General features: G+C 44.9%; 27 protein-coding genes. 13 read left to right on the top strand and 14 right to left on the bottom strand.

Annotated features, from left to right (window positions below):
- Positions 1-10 precede the first annotated feature (10 nt).
- From THIAE_RS09690 to THIAE_RS09670, 5 genes are all read left to right on the top strand, one after another.
- Positions 11-1,009 carry a LysR family transcriptional regulator gene (locus THIAE_RS09690; RefSeq protein WP_006460173.1) on the top strand — a complete coding sequence of 333 codons (999 nt, stop codon included), beginning with the start codon at positions 11-13 and terminating at the stop codon, positions 1,007-1,009.
- Between the two features lie 59 nt (positions 1,010-1,068).
- Positions 1,069-1,617: an SgcJ/EcaC family oxidoreductase gene (locus THIAE_RS09685; RefSeq protein WP_006460174.1), complete on the top strand. Its 549-nt coding sequence runs from the start codon at positions 1,069-1,071 to the stop codon at positions 1,615-1,617.
- A gap of 115 nt (positions 1,618-1,732) precedes the next feature.
- Positions 1,733-2,338: an RdgB/HAM1 family non-canonical purine NTP pyrophosphatase gene (rdgB, locus tag THIAE_RS09680; RefSeq protein WP_041483067.1), complete on the top strand. Its 606-nt coding sequence runs from the start codon at positions 1,733-1,735 to the stop codon at positions 2,336-2,338.
- Positions 2,339-2,353: 15 nt separating this feature from the next.
- Complete coding sequence (locus THIAE_RS09675; protein ID WP_006460176.1) at positions 2,354-2,980, top strand: BMC domain-containing protein; 627 nt, start codon at positions 2,354-2,356, stop codon at positions 2,978-2,980.
- A 26-nt stretch (positions 2,981-3,006) separates the two neighbouring features.
- The gene (locus THIAE_RS09670) at positions 3,007-3,549 is read left to right on the top strand and encodes an SgcJ/EcaC family oxidoreductase (RefSeq protein WP_006460177.1); all 543 of its coding nucleotides are present in this window, start codon (positions 3,007-3,009) and stop codon (positions 3,547-3,549) included.
- A 60-nt stretch (positions 3,550-3,609) separates the two neighbouring features.
- Here the strand turns inward: THIAE_RS09670 and rpoH are convergent, their stop codons facing one another.
- From rpoH to hisB, 12 genes are all read right to left on the bottom strand, one after another.
- Positions 3,610-4,467: an RNA polymerase sigma factor RpoH gene (gene rpoH / locus THIAE_RS09665; protein WP_006460179.1), complete on the bottom strand. Its 858-nt coding sequence runs from the start codon at positions 4,465-4,467 to the stop codon at positions 3,610-3,612.
- Between the two features lie 65 nt (positions 4,468-4,532).
- Positions 4,533-5,231: a zinc metallopeptidase gene (locus THIAE_RS09660; RefSeq protein ID WP_006460182.1), complete on the bottom strand. Its 699-nt coding sequence runs from the start codon at positions 5,229-5,231 to the stop codon at positions 4,533-4,535.
- 3 nt (positions 5,232-5,234) lie between these two features.
- Positions 5,235-6,959, bottom strand: coding sequence for a thioredoxin domain-containing protein (locus THIAE_RS09655; RefSeq protein WP_006460183.1), 1,725 nt, complete (start codon positions 6,957-6,959; stop codon positions 5,235-5,237).
- Positions 6,922-7,929: a twin-arginine translocase subunit TatC gene (gene tatC, locus THIAE_RS09650; protein ID WP_006460184.1), complete on the bottom strand. Its 1,008-nt coding sequence runs from the start codon at positions 7,927-7,929 to the stop codon at positions 6,922-6,924. Before tatC ends, THIAE_RS09655 begins: the two co-directional genes overlap by 38 nt.
- A gap of 6 nt (positions 7,930-7,935) precedes the next feature.
- Positions 7,936-8,385, bottom strand: a complete 450-nt coding sequence (gene tatB / locus THIAE_RS09645; protein WP_006460185.1) for a Sec-independent protein translocase protein TatB — start codon at positions 8,383-8,385, stop codon at positions 7,936-7,938.
- Between the two features lie 48 nt (positions 8,386-8,433).
- Entirely contained in the window at positions 8,434-8,691 is a 258-nt protein-coding gene (locus THIAE_RS09640; protein WP_006460186.1) for a Sec-independent protein translocase subunit TatA, read from the bottom strand.
- 57 nt (positions 8,692-8,748) lie between these two features.
- Positions 8,749-9,069, bottom strand: a complete 321-nt coding sequence (locus THIAE_RS09635; protein ID WP_006460187.1) for a histidine triad nucleotide-binding protein — start codon at positions 9,067-9,069, stop codon at positions 8,749-8,751.
- Positions 9,070-9,083: 14 nt separating this feature from the next.
- Positions 9,084-9,407 carry a phosphoribosyl-ATP diphosphatase gene (locus THIAE_RS09630; protein ID WP_006460188.1) on the bottom strand — a complete coding sequence of 108 codons (324 nt, stop codon included), beginning with the start codon at positions 9,405-9,407 and terminating at the stop codon, positions 9,084-9,086.
- Entirely contained in the window at positions 9,404-10,177 is a 774-nt protein-coding gene (gene hisF, locus THIAE_RS09625; protein WP_006460189.1) for an imidazole glycerol phosphate synthase subunit HisF, read from the bottom strand. Before hisF ends, THIAE_RS09630 begins: the two co-directional genes overlap by 4 nt.
- Positions 10,177-10,923: a 1-(5-phosphoribosyl)-5-[(5-phosphoribosylamino)methylideneamino]imidazole-4-carboxamide isomerase gene (gene hisA, locus THIAE_RS09620; RefSeq protein WP_006460190.1), complete on the bottom strand. Its 747-nt coding sequence runs from the start codon at positions 10,921-10,923 to the stop codon at positions 10,177-10,179. The genes hisF and hisA overlap by 1 nt, the downstream gene beginning before the upstream one ends.
- A gap of 49 nt (positions 10,924-10,972) precedes the next feature.
- The gene (gene hisH, locus THIAE_RS09615; RefSeq protein WP_006460191.1) at positions 10,973-11,614 is read right to left on the bottom strand and encodes an imidazole glycerol phosphate synthase subunit HisH; all 642 of its coding nucleotides are present in this window, start codon (positions 11,612-11,614) and stop codon (positions 10,973-10,975) included.
- A gap of 3 nt (positions 11,615-11,617) precedes the next feature.
- Positions 11,618-12,211: an imidazoleglycerol-phosphate dehydratase HisB gene (gene hisB / locus THIAE_RS09610; RefSeq protein WP_006460192.1), complete on the bottom strand. Its 594-nt coding sequence runs from the start codon at positions 12,209-12,211 to the stop codon at positions 11,618-11,620.
- Between the two features lie 374 nt (positions 12,212-12,585).
- Between hisB and ccoN the strand changes: the two genes are divergently transcribed.
- The 8 genes from ccoN to ccoS all read left to right on the top strand — a co-directional run bounded on the left by ccoN (position 12,586) and on the right by ccoS (position 21,076).
- Positions 12,586-14,028, top strand: coding sequence for a cytochrome-c oxidase, cbb3-type subunit I (gene ccoN / locus THIAE_RS09605; protein ID WP_006460193.1), 1,443 nt, complete (start codon positions 12,586-12,588; stop codon positions 14,026-14,028).
- 65 nt (positions 14,029-14,093) lie between these two features.
- Entirely contained in the window at positions 14,094-14,948 is an 855-nt protein-coding gene (gene ccoO, locus THIAE_RS09600; protein WP_006460194.1) for a cytochrome-c oxidase, cbb3-type subunit II, read from the top strand.
- Positions 14,941-15,123 (top strand): cbb3-type cytochrome c oxidase subunit 3, encoded by a 183-nt coding sequence (locus THIAE_RS09595; protein ID WP_025299405.1) that lies wholly within the window; start codon positions 14,941-14,943, stop codon positions 15,121-15,123. Before ccoO ends, THIAE_RS09595 begins: the two co-directional genes overlap by 8 nt.
- 21 nt (positions 15,124-15,144) lie before the next feature.
- The gene (gene ccoP / locus THIAE_RS09590) at positions 15,145-16,071 is read left to right on the top strand and encodes a cytochrome-c oxidase, cbb3-type subunit III (protein WP_006460196.1); all 927 of its coding nucleotides are present in this window, start codon (positions 15,145-15,147) and stop codon (positions 16,069-16,071) included.
- Between the two features lie 262 nt (positions 16,072-16,333).
- Positions 16,334-17,800, top strand: coding sequence for a cytochrome c oxidase accessory protein CcoG (gene ccoG, locus THIAE_RS09585; RefSeq protein ID WP_006460198.1), 1,467 nt, complete (start codon positions 16,334-16,336; stop codon positions 17,798-17,800).
- A gap of 25 nt (positions 17,801-17,825) precedes the next feature.
- Complete coding sequence (locus THIAE_RS09580; RefSeq protein WP_006460199.1) at positions 17,826-18,344, top strand: FixH family protein; 519 nt, start codon at positions 17,826-17,828, stop codon at positions 18,342-18,344.
- A 4-nt stretch (positions 18,345-18,348) separates the two neighbouring features.
- Positions 18,349-20,856 (top strand): heavy metal translocating P-type ATPase, encoded by a 2,508-nt coding sequence (locus THIAE_RS09575; RefSeq protein ID WP_006460200.1) that lies wholly within the window; start codon positions 18,349-18,351, stop codon positions 20,854-20,856.
- Position 20,857: 1 nt separating this feature from the next.
- Positions 20,858-21,076, top strand: a complete 219-nt coding sequence (gene ccoS / locus THIAE_RS09570) for a cbb3-type cytochrome oxidase assembly protein CcoS (protein ID WP_006460201.1) — start codon at positions 20,858-20,860, stop codon at positions 21,074-21,076.
- A gap of 26 nt (positions 21,077-21,102) precedes the next feature.
- Here ccoS and THIAE_RS09565 read toward each other — a convergent pair whose 3' ends face one another.
- Together THIAE_RS09565 and trkA are read right to left on the bottom strand one after the other, a co-directional pair.
- Entirely contained in the window at positions 21,103-22,554 is a 1,452-nt protein-coding gene (locus THIAE_RS09565) for a TrkH family potassium uptake protein (protein WP_006460202.1), read from the bottom strand.
- Positions 22,555-22,556: 2 nt separating this feature from the next.
- Positions 22,557-23,957 carry a Trk system potassium transporter TrkA gene (gene trkA, locus THIAE_RS09560; RefSeq protein ID WP_006460203.1) on the bottom strand — a complete coding sequence of 467 codons (1,401 nt, stop codon included), beginning with the start codon at positions 23,955-23,957 and terminating at the stop codon, positions 22,557-22,559.
- Positions 23,958-23,967 lie beyond the last annotated feature (10 nt).

Below are 23,967 nucleotides of genomic sequence, written 5' to 3'. Positions count from 1 at the left end.
GTAGCGCTAAATGAATGCCAGTAGCCACATGGACAACCCGACAATTACGCATCATTATTTGATTCGTCATTTAACCTTGCGTCAAATTCAGGTTTTTGAAGCTGTGGCGCGTCTGGCTAGCTTTACCCGTGCGGCAGAGGAACTTCATTTAACCCAGCCGACGGTATCTGCTCAGGTGAAGAGTTTTCAGGACTCGATTGATACGCCTTTGTATGAACAACTTGGTCGTAATATCTTCTTAACAGAAGTGGGTGAAGAAGTGGCTATTGCGTGTCGTGAAGTCATGGACGTGTTGGCTAATTTAGAAATGCGCCTTCATGATTTTAAAGGCATGCGTAAAGGGCGTTTACGTATTGCGGTAGTGACCACTGCGAAATATTTTTTGCCGCTAGCCTTGGGAGAGTTTTCTAAGGTTTACCCAAATATCGATTTAAGTTTTACCGTGTGCAACCGGGAGACGATATTAAACCGTATTGCAGATAATCTGGATGATATGTATATCATGGGTCAAAAGCCTCCCAGTTCATTAGATGCAGTCGTAATCCCTTTCGCCCCTAATCCACTGGTGTTTATCGCGCACCGTGATCATCCTCTGGTGGGTCAGACTAATATTTCGTTGGCAAGGATTGCGGAAGAGCCGATCTTGATGCGTGAATTTGGGTCGGGTATTCGTTCAGCGGTAGAAGAACGATTTAATGAACAGCACTTACGGATTAATGAGCGACTCACATTGGAAAGTACTGAAACCATCAAGCATGCTGTGTTTGGTGGTTTGGGTATTTCTGTTGTACCAAAACATTCACTCTATCTTGAGGGGGTCGAAGGACCCCTTGCGGTATTAGATGTGCAAGGTTTTCCACTAGAAAAAGAACTCAATATCGTTTATCCGAGTGGGAAATCTATGTCTATCCTTGCCAGTAAATTTTTAGATTTTTTGTTAGAAAAAGGCGCGGAATATTTCCAAACCAGTGTTGATGCCACAGAAAGCACAACAAGTATCAAGCAGTAAGGACCAAATTTTGTTAAACTTGCGCCCTGTTTTGGGTGTTTTTATTGGAATTAAATTAAATGAAATCAAGTTCATTTCAAATTACCGGTACATCAGGTATTGATCATTCGCAAGCAATCGGTGTCAGTTTGAGTAATTCGTTACGCACACCTTATCAAGCTATTACTGGCTCAGGTGTATCACGACGTCCAATTGATACGCCCGTTTCTGCTGAGAGCTGTTATTGTGCGCCAGCTGATGAAAAATTAGCCGCTGCTCTATTTGATAAGTGGAATAACGCGTTGCAAACAGGTCAAGCAGCCAAAGTGGCCGATCTGTATGCAGATGATGCGATTTTGTTGCCAACTGTATCAAATGTTCCGCGCACATCTCGTAATGAGATTATTGATTATTTTAATCACTTTCTTGAAAAGCAACCGTTTGGCATCATTAAGCAGCGCAATGTTAAGAAGGGTTGTAATAAATTAACGGATGCTGGTGTGTATGTATTTAAACTGACGTCAAATGGTCAGGCACAAGAGGTTAATGCCCGTTATACCTTCGTTTATGAGCATAGAGATGGCGGATGGAAAATTATTCATCACCACTCATCAATGATGCCAGAGTAAACTTGTGCCGCGTACTAGAATAGCGTCAACGAAAACAGCCGTTAAGCCCGTTGCTTATAGCCGCAACAAGCCGGTTGCGCGTAAAAAAAATCTTACGACACCAAGCTGTCCAACTGTGACAGTAGATAAACCGCGTGTGGTGTTGGCAACGGGTAATGCGAATAAAGCCGCAGAAGTGATGCCTTTTTTTGATGAGGTGGAGTGGCTGATTCAAGCAGACTTTAATATTTTATCTATTGAGGAAACCGGCGGGACCTTACTAGAAAATGCGATTTTAAAAGCACGTTATGCTTGTGAACAAACTGGGTTGCCAGCTGTTGGCGATGATTCTGGTTTATTTGTGCCAGAACTAAGCGGCATGCCGGGTCTTTATTCAGCACGCTTTGCTGGTACAAATGCAACAGAGCGACAGAACTGTGAAAAGCTACTTGTGTTGGCGAGCGAGCTAAAGGGCGAACAACGCCGAGCAAGTTATATCTCAACGGTGGTGTTTATGCGTCATGCAACCGACCCCTTGCCTGTAATCGTAACACGTGAATGGGCGGGCTATTTACATGACCGCATGGAGGGCCAGGGGGGTTATGGTTACGATGCACTATTTTATGTGCCAGAATTTGGTGTCACAGCAGCACAATTAAACTTTGAACAAAAGCAAACCTTAAGTAATCGTCTCGAGGCGTTTAGAAGCCTCGTGCCACAGATTATTAAGTCAAGGCGATAACAAGGCGCCTTTATTATGATTAAGCTTAGAACCTATATTTTTATCAATTCATTGCAACCGCAAATTGCCTCCTATATGGGTACAGCATCACAGGGTTTTTTACCTGTGCCGGGTGATGCGTGTTTATGGATGGAAGTGGCACCAGGTATGGCAGTGCATCGTCTGACTGATATTGCACTAAAAGGTTCTAATGTGCATTTGGGGCAACAGATAGTCGAACGTTCCTATGGTTCGATGTTCCTGCATCATCGCGACCAGAGTGATGTATTGGAGTCTGGGCAAAAGGTGTTGGATTATTTGCAGACCGATGAATCTTCGCGACAGAAGTGCCATATTATGTGGAACGAAATCATTCGCGCAATCACACCTGATCATGCAGTACTGATTAACCGTGATAATCGACGTGGCTCCATGATTCTACCAGGTCAAAGTATGTATATTTTGGAGACCGAGCCGGCGGGTTATATTGTTTATGCGGCCAATGAGGCTGAGAAAGCATCTAACATTACCCTTATTGAAGCGCGTGCGGTGGGTGCGTTTGGTCGATTAATTATGGCAGGACGTGAAGCCGACATTAATGTCGCAGCTGAGGCGGCGACTAAAGCGATTCAAAATCTAACCGGTCAAGATGTACGTGTGTAGTACGCAGGTAAAGGAAAGCGTTTAAAATGGCAAATAACCGCATAACAGGTACGACAGGCATTGAGTATATGCGCCATTCGAGTGTGAGCTTGGATAATTCGTTGCGCCATGTAACCCGCCCACGCTTGCCCAGTGTCCAGCAACCGTTTGATACACCGCCAGTTGGTCAAGAAGTTAGTTATTGTGCGCCAGTAGATGAAGCTTTAGCAGAAGAGTTATTTACTGTTTGGAATAAGGCCTTAGCTTCAGGAGATGCGCGTTATGTTGCATCGCTTTACTCTGAAGATGCGGTGTTATTGCCGACTGTCTCAAATTTGCCTCGCTCTGGTTTGAGCGAGATTGAAGCCTACTTTAAGCACTTTTTATTAAAACAGCCTCAAGCGAAGGTATTGCAGCGTATAGTTCGTAAAGGTTGTAATAAGCTAACTGATGCGGGTGTTTATGAGTTTGTGGTAGGCGGCGATAGCATAAAGCGCAAGGTGGTGAAAGCGCGTTATACGTTTGTGTATGCGTTTCATGCGGGTCGTTGGAAAATATTGCATCATCATTCATCAGTTATGCCCAATTAAAAAAACCAGCGTAAAGCTGGTTTTTTGTTTAATCATTCTTACAAGAGCAACCTTTGCATATTAAGCCGGGATAGAGGTAATAGCTTGTTTCATTTTTTTCATGGCCTGCACTTCAATTTGACGGATGCGTTCCATCGAAACCTGGTATTTCTCCGCTAATTCTTTAAGGCCTAGTTTAGACTCATTCAGCCAGCGCGTTTGAATGATGTCACGGCTGCGTTCATCTAGCACGGCCAAAGCCTGTTGCATAGCGAGATGCTGGTATTGCTCTTCATTTTCTTGAATAAGCGATTCTTCCGGTGTCGGTGCTTGGCTGATAAGCACTGGAGCAAGATAGCCTTCGGCTTCCTCCTCGTCTTGGCTCATATCGACTTGCATATCCTTACCGTATAAACGACTATCCATTTCAAGTACATCAGCACGGGTTACCCCAAGTTGCTCAGCCACTTCATCCGCTTCTTTATCACTAAACCAGGTGAGAGCAGTCTTAGCGCCACGTAGTTTGAAGAACAGTTTACGCTGGGCTTTTGTTGTGGCGGTTTTAACAATGCGCCAGTTTTTAATCACAAATTCATTAATTTCAGCTTTTATCCAATGCACCGCAAAGGTCATGAGGCGGACATTTTCTTCAGGGTTAAAGCGCTTAACCGCTTTCATTAATCCGATATTACCTTCCTGAATTAAATCGCTCATGGGTAGACCATAACCCTGATAACTGCGAGCAATGGGTACCACAAAGCGTAATGACGCCAGAATAAGCTGACGTGCAGCTTCAAGGTCTTTATGGTAATAGAGTTTTTCAGCTAAGGCCTTTTCTTCCTGAGCACTCAATAAAGGTAAGGTTTTAACGGTTTTGATATAGGATTCCAGGTTTTGGCCTGGACTAAGTTGTTGAATTGTCAGTGCTGTACTTGCCATCTCTACAACCTCCATAAATAGTAACTTAATTCATTAAACATAGCATGATTTGCTTATTTTTGCAATTAGCGGCGCCATCCGCTAAACCAACGCCAAAGGTTAAATAGGCTAGCTAGGCTGGCGCTTACATAGGTGAAAGCGCAGGCTGTTAGGATATGACGTGCGGCACGAAGATCTCTATTATTAAGATAACCTCCTTCTTTAAGGATCGGGAGTGCGCGCTTATAACTAGCATCAAATTCAACAGGTAAAGTACTCAAATGAATCAGTACGGGTATGCCCATCGCAATAAAGCCTGCGGCAAAGGTTATTAAGCCAATCATGGGAGTGTGTAGTAAGGGAATCAGTATCGGCGTTGCGATAAGGGCTGCACCACTAAACTTTTGCAGCCATTGCGCACGCATCACCATGTCAGTACGTTGCAATAATGGCTCATAGCGTTCAGCGTGTTGTAATGCATGGCCAAATTCATGGGCCGCTGTCACTATCGCGGTTAATGAATTGCTATGATAATTTTGGAATGAAAGATGAATACTGCGGCTAAGTGGGTCATAGTGATCGCCCTGCGTACTGTTTTCAGGTAAGCAATGTAGGGTGACTTCGGTCAATTGGTGTTTATTGATGAGATGCTCGGTAAAGGTTTTTGCATCTCCAGGCAAGTCTGAATGAGGTTGGCTATATTTTTTTAAAACAGCACGCGTCCATAGCTGGGGTACAAAACTAATTGTCGCAAGGACAATGACAGCTATGATGATTAATCCCATCGACTAGTCACATTGATAGCGGAGATAGCTGGCGTATTGCCATGGCTGAAAGTCATCAGAAATAGCAATCATGGGTTCATTGCATCGCATTATCGCCGTGCTAGAAGGGGTAGCTAAATCAATTAAATCATAGTAGCGACTTTGGCCCGGCAGTAAGGCTTGGGTACTGGTATGCCATTGTTCATTTATAAAGAACTGCTGCCTGGCGAGGTCTCGGAGATTGGCGGCCTGGTTTAACCAGTAGTTATCCGCTAAATAATGCGCCATGTCTTCAAGCGCACTAATGACATAAGCGAAGTCCTCAAGCGTTGCATACTCGACAAGTTGTCCTTGATTGTTTAATGCTCTAGGGGGGGTAGGTAACGAAAGCAAACTGTGTAAACGATTAGCTAGACTAATCATATTGTGCTGATAAGCAGGGTTTTGAGTGACCAGAAAACCTTGCAAATAGCTTCGAATCAGTAACCCATTCCAACTGAGTAATTGCTTATCATCGGTAATCGCAGGGCGTAAAGCAAGCGCCTGTTGTATGTTTAGCCACTCGTCAGATTGAATAGGCTTGGGAAGCCAGCCTAATTCAAATGGGGGTGGGTTGTCTAATTGCCAGGCCTGATTTACCAGATTAAATTGGTTTTCGCTAAGCACATCAGCCAATGCTGCGCTCGACCAAATATAGCGTCCACCATCTATTCCTTGCGCATCAATCGCGGATTGACTTGATTGTGCAAGACCGGTAATGGGTGAAAATAGTTCGCGTTCAATATAATCAAGTGTGTGCTGGGCGGTGATTATAAAATCATCACGGTCAAACTTTTGACCAGCAATAAAGAATAGCTCTGCGAGCTGGGCGTTGTCATAAAGCATTTTTTCAAAGTGCGGTTCCTGCCAGTTAGGATCGACTGTATAGCGAAAAAAACCTTGATGAATGTGGTCACGTAGATGCTCGTTTTGCATCTGTTCAAGCGTTGTTTCTAGCCATTCAGCTTGGTCATTATTGAGGGGTGTTTGTTTGATTAGACTCAATAGCAATGGGCTGTGTGGGAATTTTTGGGTGTGATTTAGGCCGCCTTCGAAGCTATCCATAGCATCTACTAGGTTGTGATGGATGCGCTCGTGGAGTTGTTCGCGGGATACTGGGGTTTCATTTGCCTGAGTAGCAGGCCTGCTTAAGGCGCGAATGCGAGTAGCGTCTTCACGCCACCAGTGATTAAGGTGCAAAAGTGTTTGCAGCAATGTGTCGCGTGGTTGGTAAACAAAGCCACTAAATAGTTGACCTTCAGGTGTAAGAATGCCGTGGAGTGGCCAGCCCGCAGAACCGGTAGCTGCTCGCAATCGATTTAGCAGGTAGTCATCCAGATCGGGTAATAACTCGCGATCAATCTTAACTGAAATAAAATGCTGATTAAGTAGTTCCGCTACAAGCGGATCTTTATAGTTTTCTTGGTGCATGACGTGGCACCAATGACAAGCAAAATAACCCGAGGAAATAAAGATGGGTTTTTGTTGTTCTTGTGCCAGCTGCATAGCCTCAGGGCCCCATAGATGCCAATTGATCGGATCATCGGCATGCAAAGCAATGTAGGCAGATGGGTGATGAGTTAAGGGGTTTTGTGCATTTACAGGCGAGAGGATCAGCCAGGGCAGGCAGGCCAATAAACCTAACACAGCAACTAAAGGTTGCCATGTTAATTTAGGTGTTAGGACGCTTCGGCTCCTGTTGATCATCATTTGATTTGCCTTTGCTGTCGTTTGACTTGCTTGCGTTGGATTGGTCGCGTAATGCAGCCATTTCTCTTTCAATCTTATCAAACTCGCTGTCAAAATCGAAATCATCTTCGGTAGATTTGCTATTTTGTTCTGCAAAGCCGCGATCAAATTTTTGCGCAGACCCTTGATAACTTTTTGAACTGGGCTCGTGCTCATAGTTATCGTTGGTCTCATCTTCCTCTTTATCCAAGCCTTTGCGCTTAAGAATAAAGGTGCCGATAATGATCCCCAGTTCATAAAGCAGCCATACGGGTACCGCGAGCAGGGTTTGAGAAATAATATCCGGCGGCGTGAGGAGCATGCCTAAGACAAACGCTGCTACGATTACATAAGGTCTGGCGTGAGACATGGTTTTGGGTTTGACCATGCCGGTAAGAATCAGCAGTACTGTAATAACCGGTACTTCAAAGGCTAAACCAAATGCAAAAAACATCTTGATAACGAAATCAAGATAAAGCGCAATGTCTGTTGCAATCGTGACGCCGTCTGGTGCTGTTTGAGATAAGAATCCAAATACCAGTGGGAAAACGACAAAGTAAGAAAATGCACCGCCGGCATAAAATAAAAATGAACTAAAAAACAGGACGGGCCCAATCAGCTGTTTTTCATGGCTATACAATGCGGGTGCTATAAAACTCCACAGTTGATAGAGCAAAAACGGCATGGCCAAGTAGATGGCTAGCACCAAACTCAACTTAAAAGGCGTTAAAAAGGGTGAAGCAACACCTACGGCAATCATACTGGTGTTATCTGGCAAATAACGGGTCAGCGGTTCGGCAATAAAGGTGTAGATGTCGTTGGCAAATGGAAACAAAATCAAAAACATCACCGCAATCGCAATGACGGACTTGGTGACGGCATTGCGCAGTTCCAGCAAATGCTGCACCAGTGTCATTTCTTGGTCGTTAGGCGGTAAGGCGCTCTGTTTCATGTTTTGTTAGTCTCTTGCGGTCTTGTCTGGCCGATTGGAGGAGGGAGTTGTTTCAGATGAAGTCAGTTGCTCAGTCGGCACATCGTCAGTTGACTCAAGTTGTTTGCTAGCTTGCTCGCGTTGCGCTTGAGAGGGCGGTTCACTCAATGACTTACTGTCAAACGGGCGTTGTAGTTCATCAAAATTAATTTGATCTTTGATGTCGTCAAACCCGGTCATCAAGTCTTTTCGAATATGCTCTATATTCTTTTTCTCTTCTTTGAGATCAACCGCTTGCTGAAGTTCGCGCACCGTTTCTCTTAAGCTGGAATCTTCTTTAACGGAATTAATAAAGTTGCGTGCTTTAGCCACCATTTGCCCTGCTTTACGCGCAACTTCGGGCATACGTTCAGGACCAACAACCAATAGGGTGATAACCAGAATAACGGCAATTTCCAAAATACCCATATCAAACATGGCGTTTAGTCCTTAGTCTGTTGCAGTGTGCCAATGTGCCGTTAAACCTTAAGCTTTTGGCTTGGTGTCGCTGTTTTCTTTTTCAGTTGCTTGAACATCATAGACATTTTGGTCTTTCTGCTCATCGGCTAGGGTTTTAGCTTGCGCTTGTTCGGTGTTTTTTTTATCTTCATCTTCTGCGACAGCTTTTTTGAAGCCTTTGATGGCGCTGCCTAAATCTGTACCAACATTTTTCAAACGTTTAGCACCAAAAATAACTAAAACAATGGCTAAGATGATTAATAACTGCCAAATACTAATGCCCATAATGCACTCCAAAATTAGCGGGTTGGGTTAAAGAATGAATAATAACAAACTTGTTTGTTAGTTACCAAGTAAATGTATGTGGATATGAAAAACCTCTTGTCCGCCTGACTCACCGGTGTGAATTTGGGTTTTAAAGCCATCCAAGTTTTGCGACTGTGCTAACTGTGGCAACAATAACATCATATGGCCCATTAAATCCTTATCTTCCGGTGTAAGGTCAAATAGCGTAGCGATAGGTTTTTTCGGTATAACTAACAAGTGAATGCGTGCGCGTGGATTGATGTCTTTAATGACAATGCATTTATCATCTTCATAGACGATATCTGCGGGTAATTCCCGATTAATGATGCGGGTAAAAATAGTGTCTTGGTTGCTCATGATGTTTATCCCTGTTATTGGTCAGTTTGGCGTTGTGCTTTTTCAGTGTGGCCTGACACGCCAAAGCGGCGCTCTAGTTCCTTAAGCACGTCTTCACTGGTTAAGTCTTGGTGGGCAAGCAGTATTAGGGTATGAAACCACAAATCGGTGACTTCATAAATAAGATGTTCTTTGTCACCATCTTTAGCGGCCATCACCGTTTCAATGGCTTCTTCGCCCACTTTTTTTAATATTTTTTCGAGCCCTTTGGCATACAGGCTAGCGACATAAGAAGAGTCCGGATCAAGACCTTTACGTGCGTTTAGTTCTTGATCGAGGCGGGTTAAAATATCACTCATAATCTTACCTCGACGCCAGCCAGTTGCATGGCCTGTTTGGCTTCAGCAATCGTATGTTGGCCAAAGTGAAAAATGCTGGCTGCAAGTACAGCTTGCGCATGGCCTTCAACTACGCCATCGACAAGGTCATTAAGTTGGCCAACTCCCCCAGAGGCAATAACCGGCGCACTGACGCTATCGGCAATAGCGCGGGTGAGTTTAAGGTCAAAGCCGCTTCGAGTGCCGTCTTTATCCATGCTGGTTACTAAGAGTTCACCTGCTCCAAATTTCACCATTTTTTGTGCCCACAATATGGCATCAATCCCTGTGGCCTTGCGTCCGCCGTGGGTAAAGATTTCCCAGCGTAAGGCTTCACCGTCAGCGCTGACACGTTTAGCATCAATGGCCACCACAATGCATTGGGAGCCAAAGCGATCAGCGGCCTCTTTAACAAACTCGGGGCGATGAATAGCTGCCGTGTTAATCGACACTTTATCCGCGCCAGCATTCAGTAGGCGTCGAATATCCTCAACGGTCCTCACTCCGCCGCCAACGGTTAAGGGAATAAATACTTGGCTGGCAACTTGAGCAACCGTGTCAATCAGCGTGTCGCGTTGATCAGAACTCGCCGTAATATCCAAAAAAGTGATTTCATCGGCACCTTGTAAGTCATAGCGCTTCGCTACCTCAACAGGGTCGCCCGCATCACGAATGTCAACAAATTGAACGCCTTTTACAACGCGACCATTCGCGACATCCAGACAAGGGATAATGCGTTTTGCTAAACCCATTAAAACTTCGCTCCAGCCAATTGGTCAGCTAGATTTTGACCTTCAGCAAAGTCTAAACTGCCTTCATAAATAGCGCGTCCAGTAATGGCACCCATTACACCATCTGCAGCAAGCGGTGCGAGGGCGCTAATATCATCAAGATTGGTAATGCCGCCTGACGCAATGATCGGTGTGCTAGTCGCTTGAGCCAGTTGTTGCGTAGCGGCAATATTGACTCCCTGCATCATGCCGTCACGGCCAATATCCGTATAAATAATGGCGGCAATGCCATCCTGTTCAAAGCGTTTTGCCAAATCAATAACTTGATGGTCAGTTAGTTCAGCCCAACCATTTATTGCGACGAGTCCTTCTTTAGCGTCAAGACCGACCATGATGTGACCAGGGAAGGCTTTGCAGGCTTGTGCAACGAATCCTGGGTTGTAAACGGCTTGAGTACCAATGATGCAGGTTTCGATTCCCGCTGTTAAATAAGCTTCAATCGTTTTAAGATCACGTATGCCACCGCCAATTTGAATAGGTAGGGCGGGGAAGGCTTGCGTAACTTCCAGGATCGCTTGGCGATTGACCGGCGTGCCTTCGAATGCACCATTAAGGTCAACCATGTGTAAGCGACGTGCACCTTGCTTGACCCACCGGTCAGCCATGGCCGTAATATCGCTTGAAAAAACCGTTGCATCGTCCATCAGACCTTGTCTGAGGCGAACGCATTGACCATCTTTTAAATCAATTGCGGGAATGAGTAGCATGGAAATTCTTTGATCCTAGTTTGAGCTAAAATTAAATGTTGGCATTATTTTATGCCGATTTGGTTTGCCAGTTCATAAAGTTTTTAAACAATTGCAGGCCTGCTTGTGAACTTTTTTCAGGGTGCGCTTGAATCGCAAATAACTGATTTTGTGCAATGCAGCTCGCAAATGTTTGATTGGCGTATTCAGTGGTGCCGAGTACTAGCCTGTCATTTTTAGGCACTACGAAGTAGCTGTGAACAAAATAAAAGCGTGCATCCTGTTCGATCTTATGCCACATAGGGTGGTCTGCGTATTGGTGAATTTGATTCCAGCCCATGTGTGGAATTTTAAACTCAGCGGCCGGTTGGAACTTGCTAACATCGCCCTCAATGCAGTCAAGGCAATCGATACCACCATTTTCAGAGGAGTGGGTCATCAAAACTTGCAGTCCCATACAGATGCCTAAAAAAGGCTTGGTGCTGGCAGCCTGACGAAGGGTTTCACCTAACTGATTGTCATTAATAGCAGACATGCAAGCTTTTGCCGCGCCTTGCCCTGGAAAAATCACTGCATCGGCCGCTTCAATATCTGTTGCGCTATCACTAAGTTTGATATGACAGTGGCTCGGTGCAACGTGTTCAGCGGCTTTTGCGACTGAGCGAAGGTTGCCCATGCCATAATCTACAACAACAACGAGTTTACTGTTCATTAGTTACAACGCCCCTTTAGTAGAGGGCAGTTGGTCTTGCATCCGCTGGTCTGCGGATAGCGCCATACGTAAGGCGCGGCCAAAGGCTTTAAAGATAGTTTCAACTTGATGGTGAGCGTTCTTGCCATCCAAGTTATCTATATGCAATGTGACGCGAGCATTGTTTGCAAAGGCCTGAAAGAACTCTTCAACTAGCTGGGTGTCGAATTGACCAATCTTTTCACGGGTAAAGTTGGCATTAAATACCAGGCCTGGTCTGCCAGACAGGTCAATCACAACACGGGACAGGGCTTCATCCAAAGGGACATAGGCATGGCCATAGCGCACGATGCCTCTTTTATCGCCGACTGCATTTAACAGGGCTTGGCCGAGTGCAATACCTATGTCTTCAACTGTGTGGTGGTCATCAATATGCAGGTCACCATCGGCTTTTATGCTCAGATCGATTAAACCGTGGCGAGCGATTTGATCTAGCATATGCTCAAAGAAAGGCACGCCAGTGTTAAAATCTGCAAGGCCTGTGCCATCTAAATTGACCGAAAGCTTTATTTTAGTTTCAAGCGTATTGCGCTCGATGTCAGCTTTGCGTGCATTCATGAAGTGTGTCCTTAAATTAACAGAGGGCTAAAATTTTTTTATGATAACGAAATTTGTTGTTTTTTGCAGGAATTAATCTAAAACCTTATAAAAACTGGGGTAATTGCCTGTGTTCGTCTTAGATGATTGGTGAAATGACTTAAATTAACTTGCCAGTTAAAGCTATTTAATCTTGGGTCATAAATTTTTTTTAATTGTATATGTCGCTATGGTTATAAGATAATTCGCGAGAATTTATAAATGTCTAGAGTAATTTGCTTTAAATCTTGTAGTAAGTTGAATGTGACGAGAGTGTTTTGGGCACATGGTATGGAATTACAAGTAATGAGGCAAAGCATTCAAAACGTATTATTAAACTAAGGGGAATCCAAGAAATGGATACAGCAATAGCTAAACCTAAGTATGACGATAATGTGGTCAAGTATTTGACTGTCATGGCCGTTGTATTTTTGGTACTCGGTACCTCCATGGGTACTATGGCAGCGGCACAGCTTGCTTGGCCGGCTTTAAACTTCGATATAGCTGAAATCACGTTTGCACGTCTTCGTGTAATGCACACCAATACTGTTATTTTTGCATTTGGTGGTATGACATTGATGGCGACGGCTTTCTATACCGTGCAGCGTACTAATGGCGTTAAGTTATTTAGTAATGGAATGGCATGGACGATGTCTATTCTATTCACAATTGGCCTTGTGTTAGGTGTAATCTCTTTATCTATGGGGATGACACAAGGTAAAGAGTATCATGAGTTAATTTGGCCATTAGATATTGCAGTTGCAATTGTCTGGTTGATGTTTACCTTTAACTTCATTATGACTATTGCTTCACGTAACAAACAAACTCATTCCCATGTTTACGTGTCTAACTGGTTCTACATGGGTATGATGATCATGATCACCTACCTATACGTGGTAAACGGATTAGCGATTCCAGTATCTTTGTTCACTTCCTACTCGATTTTTAGTGGTGTGCAAGATGCCATGATTCAATGGTGGTGGGGGCATAATGCAGTAGGTTTCTTCTTAACGGCTGGTTTCTTGGCCATCATGTACTACTTCGTACCTAAGCAAGCACAGCGTCCAATTTATTCATACCGTCTATCGGTAATCCACTTTTGGGCCTTGATGTTTGGTTACGTTTGGTTGGGTGCTCACCATCTACAATATACAGCATTGCCAGACTGGACAGGCTCTTTGGGTGCGGCCATTTCTTTAGCGATGATTATTCCATCATGGGGTGGCGCGCTTAACGGTATGTTGACCCTGTCAGGTGCTTGGGATCGTCTGCGTACAGACTATATTTTACGTTTCTTGATTATGGCATTGGCTTTCTACGCGATGGCAACCTTTGAAGGTCCGGTTATGTCATCAAAAACAGTAAATGCGCTTTCTCATTACACTGACTGGACCATCGGTCACGTTCACTCTGGTGCACTCGGCTGGGTTGCAATGGTGTCGATTGGTGCGATTTACCACATGGTGATGAAGTTGTGGAACACAGAAATGTATTCTATGAAGTTAATTAACTTCCATTTCTGGTTAGCGACTATTGGTACCGTTCTGTATATCGTTGCTATGTGGGTATCAGGCATTATGCAGGGTCTAATGTGGCGTGCTTACGACGAGTACGGTATGTTGGCTTACTCCTTTGTTGAGTCTGTTGCTGCAATGCATCCTTACTATGTGATGCGTACTATGGGCGGTATCTTGTTTACCTCCGGTGCTGCGTTGATGTTATTTAACATCATCATGACCATCAAAATGGCTAAGGCGCGTCAAAACGCAGGCCAGAATGTTGCAGCCGCAACAGCGTAATTTATAGTGTAATTTCGCCACCCATTCTGGGTGGCGGTAATGAATTGAGTTGAGGAGAAGAACTCATGGCAAGAGGTGTCAGTGGTGAAGATAAACCCAAGAACCTACAAGACCGATTTGAGCGTAATATTTTTGCGTTAATGATTGCCACCGCATTTGCAGTGTCTATTGCCGGTATCGTTCAGATCGTTCCATTGTTTTATTTGAAATCAGCGGTTGATTACACTGAGAAAGTCGACCAATTTGGTAACATCAAAAATGAAAAGTTCCCAGAGTTGGTTTGGCAACGTGAATTTGTCATGGATGACAATGGTCGCGTGGTATTAGCTCCGGGTAGCGAAAACAAGCGTCTAATTTATAAGCGTGAAGATGGCAGCTGGGGTTCCGATTGGAAAGCCGGTGATGGTGTTCGTCCTTACACGCCATTAGAATTAGCGGGCCGTGACATCTACATTCGTGAAGGTTGCTACATTTGCCATTCACAAATGATTCGTCCTTTCCGTGATGAGCGTGAGCGTTATGGCCACTTCTCACTTGCGACTGAATCCATCTACGATCACCCATTCCAATGGGGATCTAAGCGTACGGGTCCAGATTTAGCTCGTGTAGGTGGTAAATACTCTGATGAATGGCATGTTATGCACCTTATCCGTCCAAAAGACTTGATCCCAGAATCGATCATGCCAGCCTACCCATGGTTAGCTGAAAGAAGTATCGAGAGTTACTTCTTTGGTATGACCCGTGATATGCAAGCTCGTTTGCGTGCGATGCGTCGAATTGGTGTGCCTTACACCGATGATGAAATTGATATGGCTCAAGAGTATGTTAAGGGTAAAACTGAGATGGATGCAATTGTGGCATACATGCAAGTGCTAGGCACCATGGTTAGACTTGACGACAGTAAGGTTTACCGTGAGTAATTTACAGAACTACTTTAGTACGGACTGGTCAGCGATGACCGGTCACGACTGGGCAGGGCTCATCGTTACGGTAGTGATCTTTTTTGGCTTAGCCTATGCCTTTTGGTGGGCGCTGCGTCCGAGCAAGAAAAAAGAACTCGAAGAACAAAAGTTTAAAGTTTTAGACGAAGATTGATCTATTCTGAGGAGAATAAGGATGACACAACATAATCCATGGCCAGATGAGGGAAACACTGGACACATTTGGGATGATGACATCCGCGAACTAGATAATCCGCCACCCTTATGGTGGATGCTAGCTTTCTATGCGGGTTTTGTTGCAATTATTTTTTATGTGATTTACTACCCAGCTATTCCATGGGTCAATTCACACACAAAAGGGGTTGCAGGATGGACGGCTATTGAAGAATACAACCAAGATTTTCAGGTATTAAATAATTGGCGTCAACGTACTTTCGCGGCTGAAGAAGAGCAGCTTCGTGCGTTAGATGTGACTGAAATCATTCAAGATGATAATCTTCGTGCTTATGCAATCAATACTTCACGGGTGTTGTTCTCTGACTATTGTATGGCTTGTCATGGTGCCGAAGGTTCAGGTAACCCTAACTTCCCGATTCTTGCAAACGACGACTGGTTGTGGGGTGGTTCAGTTAAAGCAATTGAAGCAGCCATGATTAATGGTCGTGTTGGTAATATGCCAGCACGCGGCATGATGGGTAACTTAACCGATGAAGAAGTAATTGAAGTAGCTAAGTACTCAATCGCGTTATCTGAAGGGAATCCAGATGCAGAAGAATTTGCTGCAGGTAAGGCTTTATACAATGGTAAAGGCATGTGTATGGCTTGCCATGGTCCAGCGGGTAAACCACTCGCACCTAATGGCGCAGCTAATCTTGCCAACGAAATTAACCGTTTCCAAGGCGTGCCTGATAACCTTCAAGCTAGCCGTTTAGATTCATATATTTTTACGATTAAATATGGTGTCAACGTACGACAAGGCGGTGGTTTCCTCGAAAATACTCGTCGTGCTGAAATGCCTTCTTTCAAGGAGCGTTTGCCTGATGCAGAAGTGAACATTAAGCGTTTAGCTGTCTATGTTCATTCTTTAGGCGGTGGCCAGTAATTTTAGTAGTGTTCTAAAGAGGAGACTAATATGAACGAGTTAAATAATGATTGGGTGCTTTGGGCCTCAATTTTAAGTGTCGTTATTTCATTAATTGCTTTTCTAGCTTTCGGTTGGAAAATGTTTAGGAAGTTGGACAGCAACTCAGAGAAATAGAAAATGGGCCTTAGGGCCCATTTTTGTTAATGCTAGTTTATAAAAATTTTTGTATGTTTTGTTCACTTATATCTGAGTACAATAGTGCAAAACATAGGGGTAAGAGATGTCTGAACACAATAAAGAGGCCTATCGTCCAAATATCCATACTGGATCTGTCCTAGACGATGTTAAGGTGCATTCCAAAACACTTGATGATATTGGCGTCGAAATTCTGCCTATTCATACTGGCGGAACCATTCATGCTAAACGTATTCCAGGTCGTTTTCGAACCCTAAAATGGATTGCGGCTTCTTTTTGGCTGCTGCTATTTTTTGGTCCTTATTTGCGCTGGGATGGGCGTCAGGCTGTACTTTGGGATTTAGGTAATCGTCAATTTCATATTTTTGGTATTACTGTCCTGCCACAGGATATTTGGTTATTGGCGATGATTCTGTTGTTCTTTGCCCTCTTCCTTGCCGCTGCAACGGCTATAGCAGGACGTGTTTGGTGTGGTTTTTTTTGCTTTCATACCGTCTGGGTCGATGTTTACACTTGGTTAGAAGATAAGTTTGAAGGCAAGCCTGCTAAGCGTATCAAGATGGACGCAGCCCCTTTTAGTATGCAAAAATTGAAGGTCAAGTTACCAAAGCATTTGATTTGGTTGTTCATTGCGTTTATGACTGGGTTCAGCTTTGTTGCCTACTTCACCGATGCGTTTGATTTATGGTTAAGACTTTTTTATTTCCAACTTGGTTATTATGAATTTGCGATAATAGCTGGCTTAACTTTGTTAACTTACCTGATTGCAGGTTTTATGCGCGAGCAGGTTTGTATAGGTTTTTGCCCATATTCACGTATTCAGGGGGCTATGACGGATACCGAGACCGTCCTGCCAACCTATGATCGTGATCGCGGTGAGCCACGTGGTCGTCAACGCCGGGTTAAGCCTGGTGAGGAAGCTGAACCTCTTGGGGATTGTATAGATTGCCGCATGTGTGTGGATGTCTGCCCAACCGGTGTGGATATACGCCTAGGTCAGCAATTTGGTTGTATTACCTGCGGTTTATGTATTGATGCTTGCGATGAGATCATGACCAAGGTGAATAAACCTAAAGGCTTGATTCGCTATGCGGCTTTAAATGAATTTGCAGGAAAAGCCTTGCCGCCCATTTGGCGTCGTCCGCGAGTGGTGGTTTATTCTTCAATCATGGGTATTGCGGCAGCAGCGTTGTTGTGGGGCTTAATGAACATGTCACCGATGGATGTGACGGTGCTGAAAGCACGTGCACCGTTATTTGTGCAAATGAGTGACGGTTCAATTCAGAACCGCTACGACGTAAAAGTAGTTAATAAAACCAATGATGTGATGCGTGCACAGGTTGAAGTATTTGGACATGACGGCCTGCTGGCTTTACCTGACAGGGTGGCCGAGGTGGATCCTGGTAATGTTGCCACGATAGGTTTATTCATTCGTATTCCGCGCGATGAAGTAACCCAGGTTTCGACACCTATTACCGTTCGTGTGACGGACTTAAATAATCCGAGTACGGTGGTGAACTACCAAGCAGTATTCCACGGTCCGGCTCAATAGTATTAGTAATACAAGAGAAAATAAGATGGCACAAAAAATTGATAAACGCGATTGGAGTAAACCCTGGAAGAATCCAATCGTTTTGATGTGGTTCGGTGTGTTAATGGCCGTGCTCATGACTAACTTTTTCATGGTAGGTATGGCGATTTCAACCAACCCTGGATTGGTTATTGACAATGCCTACGAGCGTGGTAAAAATCATGCTGCGATTATTGCTCGACGTCAAGAAATGGAGCAAATGGGCTGGCAGCTTCGTGTTGATATGCCCATCCTTACTGAAGGTAGAGCAGAGCGGGTTACGCTTAACATTTTAGACCGAGATAATGTTCCCTTTGATGTTGATTCAGCGACCCTTTATTTTTATCGTCCATCTGACAAAAATTTGGATGGCGAATTGGTACTGCAGTCAGCCGGTTCGTCAGGTCAATATATGGCAGACTTTGAATTACCTGTTAAGGGTAAGTGGGATTTAATCGTTGAGGTGGTCAAAGGTGATAAACACTTTAGTATTGGCCGCTCAATAATGGTTCAAGCAGACTCGTAGCTCGATGTCAGGCTGCTATCATTGTGGTCAGGCCATACCTGCTGGTGAAAAGGTAGTACGATCTATCGAAGGCCATGAACGTGATTTTTGTTGCCACGGCTGTGCATCGGTATGCGAAACTATTCACGCCGCAGGCCTAGCCAGTTTCTATAAACTGTCACCGGATACGCAACGTCCTGTTGCACCCGATTTGAAGCAGCTTGCTTCCGCTGATTTTTATGACTATGACGAAGTGCAAGCGGACTTCGTCAAGCATAAAGGTAAGCAGCGTGAAGTGACGTTAATGTCAGATTCCATTCACTGTGCCGCTTGTATTTGGTTGATCGAACATTCGTTAGCCAAAATCATCGGCATTAGCTATGCCAATGTCAATTTCACCAATAAGCAAATTAAAATCCGCTGGAATCAACAGCAGGTTAAGCTATCGACTATTCTTAAAGAATTGGCCAGAATCGGTTATGAGGCGCGTCCTTATGATGCTGCCGAGAGTGAACAAGCTTATCGTAAAGCCAATCGCGATTTACTTTATCGAATAGGTTTTGCGGGTTTTGCCTTAATGAACTCTATGTGGTTTTCGGTTGCACTATATACCGGGGCCCAAGATGATTCGGCCTATCGTATCTATTTCTACTGGATGCTTTTCTTCCTTGCTGGGGTTACCCTGATTTACTCTGCCCAGCCTTTTTTCAAAGGAGCATGGCAGGGTCTAAAAGCTAAAACGCTTGGTATGGATTTCTCCATTACGCTGGGTTTATTGGTCACCTTTATCTATTCGACTTGGGTGATGCTTCATCCCGAAGAGTTTGGCCGTGCCTTTTTTGGAACGGTCATTGATCTAACCTTTCTACTCCTGATTGGTCGCTATTTAGAGGCCATTTCAAAAAATAAGGCCCTTGATGCGACTAAGCGCCTAATGGATCTACAGCCAAAAATGGCGCGGCAGTGGCTGAATGGCGAAGAAAAAATAACGCCGGTTAATGTGCTAAAACTAGGTGACCTTGTTCGAGTTAAGCCGGGTGAAAAATTTCCAGTAGATGGGATGGTGATGGCTGGGCAGGGTAGTGTCAATGAATCGATGCTAAGTGGCGAGTCGCGTGAAGTATTTAAGCAACAGGGTGACCAAGTCGCAGCAGGTACGATTAATCTAGATGGTAGCCTAGAAATCCGCGTTGAAGCCACGCTAGAAAACACCAAATTAGGTCAAATTATTCATCTCGTATCTGATGCACAAGGTTCGAAAGCAGGCATTCAGTGTACGGCTGAAAAAATTATGCCTTGGTTTGTAACCGTGACCGTGTCATTAGCCGTGGCTGCGTTTGTATTCTGGTATTGGCAAGCGGGTATAGAGGTGGCCGTAATGGCCGGTACGGCGGTACTTATTATTACTTGTCCATGTGCTTTGGGCCTGGCCACGCCGATGGCAATGGCGGTCGCAGCGGGTGTATCGGCTAAAAACGGTATTTTGATCAAAAACACCGTGGTGCTAGAAACCTTAAATGATGTCGATCACATTGTATTTGATAAGACCGGTACCTTAACCCAGGGCAAAATGGCTTGGGTTGACCAGGTCTGGTTAGACGATTTAGACACCAAGCAGATCATCGCAGTGATGGCTAAGATTGAGCAGCAGTCTGAACATAGCTTGGCTCAAGCGATTATGGATTACGCAAATCATCATGTACCAGACTGGAACCGTCAAATAGTGTGTGATGCTTTTAAAGCCTGGCCGGGTCAAGGTGTCTCAGCAACAGTGGAGCAGCAGACCTGGTATTTGGGCACCCAAAAATGGTTTGCTGAACAGGGAATAGAGTGTCCAGAAGCACTGATCGTAACCGCCAATGAGCAGGCGCATTTGGGTCGAACAAGTATGTGGGTTGCACGTGATCAACAGGTGCTAGGGGTAGTGTTTATAGAAGATCAGCTTCGCCCGGATGCATTGACCCTCATTAACCGGCTAAAAGCGCGAGGCAAAGCCATTACCCTGCTAAGTGGCGACCGTAATGAAGTGGCTCACGCCGTCGCTAAGCAGCTTGGTGGCATGAATGTGATTGCCGAGGTGATGCCAGAAGATAAAAGTCAGGTTATTGCGGATTTGCAAGCACAGGGGCAGCGTGTGGCGATGGTCGGTGATGGGATTAACGATGCACCGGCATTGAGTCGTGCCGATGTGGGTATTGCCATGGGCAGTGGCACCGATGTTTCAATGGATTCATCCGATATTGTGTTACTACATAGTCGATTGCTGGCGATTGATACCGCGTTTGATTTGGCTAAACGCACGCTAAAAACGGTTAAGGAAAACATTGCGATTTCAATTGCTTACAATATAACCATGGTGCCCTTAGCTATGGCAGCGATGTTGACCCCGATTATTGCATCGATTACCATGCCATTAAGTGGTCTGGTGGTGATATTGAATGCGATGCGCATTAGGCGTTTTTATAAAGATGGTCAAGCGCGTAATCCACGTTTTAATGATGCAGCGCTCAGCGAATTGAAGAAAGAGGTGTAGAGTGGAAATTATTTATATTACGATCCCCTTGGTATTGATTGTGGGCGCACTAGTGGTAGCAGTATTTATTTTGATGGCGAAAAGCGGGCAATTTGATGACATGGACGGTGCCGCCCACCGGATGTTAATGGAAGAAGACGTTTCAGCCGATGCTCAAGAAGCCGCCGGTGGTAAAAAGGTGGTGATGCCAGGTGACCCCAAACGCGAATCACAGGGCTGAATCAAATTCTAACCTTAAGTCCAACCTCAAGCGCGCCAAAAGGTACGGGTTAGAATAACCAGTAAGGTAAAGATCTCTAAACGCCCTAACAACATAGACAGGGTTAAAATCCATTTTTGTGGATCATTAATTTGCCCAAAGTTTGCAGCAACCTCACCCAAACCTGGGCCTAAATTGTTCAGTGTCGCGGCTGTAGCCGAAAAGGCGGTGACCTGATCCATCCCAAATGCCATCAGTAACAATAAAATCACCACAAACGTGGCCACATAGAGCGCAAAAAAGCCCCAAACAGATGACATAACGCGTTCTGAAATAGCGCGTCCATTAAGCTTAACGGGCATCAGTGCATTAGGGTGCATTAAGCGCTGCACTTCTCTTACGCCTTGTTTTAATAATAACAAAAAGCGAATAACCTTAATACCGCCACCTGTTGAACCGGCACTGCCACCGATAAAACTCATTAAAATCAGCATAACGGGTAAAAACCCTGGCCAGGTGGCAAAATCGGCATTGCCAAAACCGGTGGTGGTCGCAATCGATACCGTCATAAAACTGCCATAGCGTAAGGCTTCTGTCCAACTTGGATAAACCGCTTGCCAATACAGATAGCCGGTACTAATTAACACGCCAATCAATAACACACTGGTATAGGTCTTAAACTCGGGATCGGTGAAATAGGTACGGACTTCAAGGGTTCTAAAAGCGCGAAAGTGCAAGGCGAAGTTAGCGCCTGCTAAAAACATAAAGAAAATCGCGATAGCTTCGATTAACGCACTATCAAAATAGCCGATACTCGCGTCATGTGTTGAAAAGCCACCAATCGCCACGGTAGAAAAGCTATGGCCAATGGCATCAAACCAATTCATCCCGGCTAGTTTGTAAGCCGCCGCACAAGCGACAGTCAGGGCCACATAAATAAGCCAAAGGGTTTTGGCGGTCTCAGAAATTCTGGGGGCAATTTTATTGTCTTTGGTGGGACCAGGCATTTCAGCACGATACAGCTGCATCCCCCCAATGCCAAGCATTGGCAGAATTGCTACGGCTAACACGATGATGCCCATTCCGCCCAACCATTGTAATTGTTGGCGGTACCATAAAATGGCATGTGGCATGGTGTCCAAGCCACTTAACACCGTTGCTCCAGTAGTCGTTAAGCCCGAAAAAGATTCAAACACGGCATCGGTGATACTAATGGGCACTTCTTCTTCGAGCACGAGAGGAAGCGCGCCCACTAAGCCAAGTGCGGTCCAGAACATCACCACCACAATAAAGCCATCACGGATTTTAAGTTCGCGTCGTTCGTGACGATTAGGATACCAAAGTAGCAGGCCTGCTATTAATGTCAGCACCAAGGCTGTTGCAAATGCCCAATGTGCGCCATCTTGGTAAATGAGCGCAACGATAATTGGTGGCACCAGGGTCACGCTATATACCATTAGCAGTAAACCCAAAATTTTGATAATCATCGAGTTTTGCATGCTTAGCGCAACCAGCCTCGTTTTTGTTCGGGAGAAAACAGCTCTGAAATTTGCTGGGTTCGGCTACGGTCGGTTAAGAACAAAATGACATGATCTTCTGCTTCAATCACCAAATCACGATGCGCCAACATGACTTTATTGTCCCGAATAATACAGCCGATGGTGATGTCTTGTGGCCAATCTACATCAATCAGGCGTTTGCCAATAATTTTGGACGAGTTCTCACTGCCATGCACAATCACCTCCATCGCCTCAGCCGTACCACGGCGCAGAGTAAAGGCCTTGACGGTATCGCCTTTGCGCATATAGTGCAGCAGGTTATTCGTGGTGATACGGTCGGCAGAAATCGCAATATCGATGGAGTTGAGATGAATAAGATCAAGGTAAGACTGGTTGTTTACTAAGGCGATGACGCGTTTAACGCCCAATTTTTTAGCCAGCATTGACGAAATAATATTGGCTTCATCTTGATTGGTAACCGCAATAAATAAATCAATTTCGTCGATGTTTTCTTCAATTAATAAGTCTTTATCCGCGACATCACCGTTAATAATGATGGCACGGTCAAGCACTTCGGCAATTTCTCGAGCGCGCGTGATATTGTGTTCAATAATCTTAACTTGGTGGCTGTTCTCAAGCTGCTTGGCGAGGTTAAAACCAATGTGGCCACCGCCGGCAATCATGATGTTACGAGCGCGTTTCTGCTTTTCACGGCGAAACTCTTCCACAATCTGCGAGATATCGTGCGGCTCGGCCATAAAAAACACTTCATCGCCAACACGAATAGTGACATCCCCGGTTGGCATGACCACCTCATCTTGGCGATAAATGGCGACAATTCGAAAGCGCAGCCTACTCGGCAGGTGATGTTTGAGTTCAGCAATTTTTTTGCCGACTAATGGGCCGCCATTGTGCGCGCGCATCGCCACCAGTCGCACTCGACCATCCGCAAAATCAATGACTTGCAATGAGCCCGGATAGTTGATTAATTGCATAATGTAGTTGGTGACCAGACCTTCTGGACTGATTAGCACATCAATCGGAATCGCGTTATCGTTGAGTGATTTATCAAAGAGTTCAGGGTGATCTAGATAGCTGGTGCCCCGTACGCGTGCGATTTTGGTGACACTTTTTTGCAAAATATGGGCGATTTGGCAGGCACAAATATTGGTTTCGTCATTCTGAGTCGCAGCGATCAACAGGTCGGCCGTTTCCAAGCCTGCTTGAATCAGAATATCCGGGTGAGAGGCGTGCCCATGTACCGTGCGAATGTCTAGTCGGTCTTGTAAGCGTTGCAGGTGGCTATTGTCTAGGTCAACGAGGGTAATATCGTTATCATCAGTAACCAGCAATTCGGCCAGTGATGAGCCCACTTGACCGGCGCCGAGAATAATTATGTTCATTAAAGACTAT

Origin of the sequence: Thiomicrospira aerophila AL3 (genome assembly GCF_000227665.2) — a bacterium.
GTDB classification, from domain to species: domain Bacteria; phylum Pseudomonadota; class Gammaproteobacteria; order Thiomicrospirales; family Thiomicrospiraceae; genus Thiomicrospira; species Thiomicrospira aerophila.
This window is presented reverse-complemented; position numbering and strand designations above follow the sequence as displayed.